The organism is Furfurilactobacillus curtus (genome assembly GCF_045862785.1).
Lineage (GTDB): Bacteria > Bacillota > Bacilli > Lactobacillales > Lactobacillaceae > Furfurilactobacillus > Furfurilactobacillus curtus.
Map to the genome: position 1 here is coordinate 1 of NZ_BQXO01000008.1, position 670 is coordinate 670.

Annotated in this window: 1 protein-coding gene; it reads left to right on the forward strand. The window is 47.9% G+C overall.

The features are described from left to right. The coding region (locus ACKTR2_RS09685) for a beta strand repeat-containing protein (RefSeq protein WP_407884926.1) at positions 1-670 on the forward strand (670 nt) is incomplete at both ends.

Consider the following 670-nt stretch of genomic DNA (forward strand, 5'->3'; position numbering starts at 1 on the left):
CAGTGGTTCGAACAACACCGGTGACAGTAACACTGGTAACTCGAACTCCGGTTCAAACAATACTGGTGACAGCAATACTGGTAACTCGAACGGTGGCTCGAACAACACTGGTGACAGCAACACAGGTAATTCAAACTCCGGCTCGAATAACACTGGTGATAGCAATACCGGTAACTCGAACTCTGGTTCAAACAACACCGGTGACAGCAATACTGGTAACTCGAACAGTGGTTCGAACAACACCGGTGACAGCAACACTGGGAACAGTAACAGTGGTTCAAACAACACCGGTGACAGCAACACCGCTAACTCGAACTCTGGTTCAAACAACACTGGTGATAGCAACACAGGTAATTCAAACTCCGGCTCAAATAACACTGGTGATAGCAACACCGGTAACTCGAACTCTGGTTCAAACAACACCGGTGATTCCAACACTGGGAACAGTAACAGCGGTTCAAACAACACTGGTGACAACAACACCGGTAACTCGAACTCTGGCTCGAATAACACCGGTGACAACAATACCGGTAACTCAAACAGTGGTAATTCGAACAGTGGTTCGAACAACACCGGTGACAGCAATACAGGTAACTCGAACAGTGGCTCGAATAACACTGGTGATAGCAACACTGGGAACAGCAACTCTGGCTCGAATAACACCGGTGAC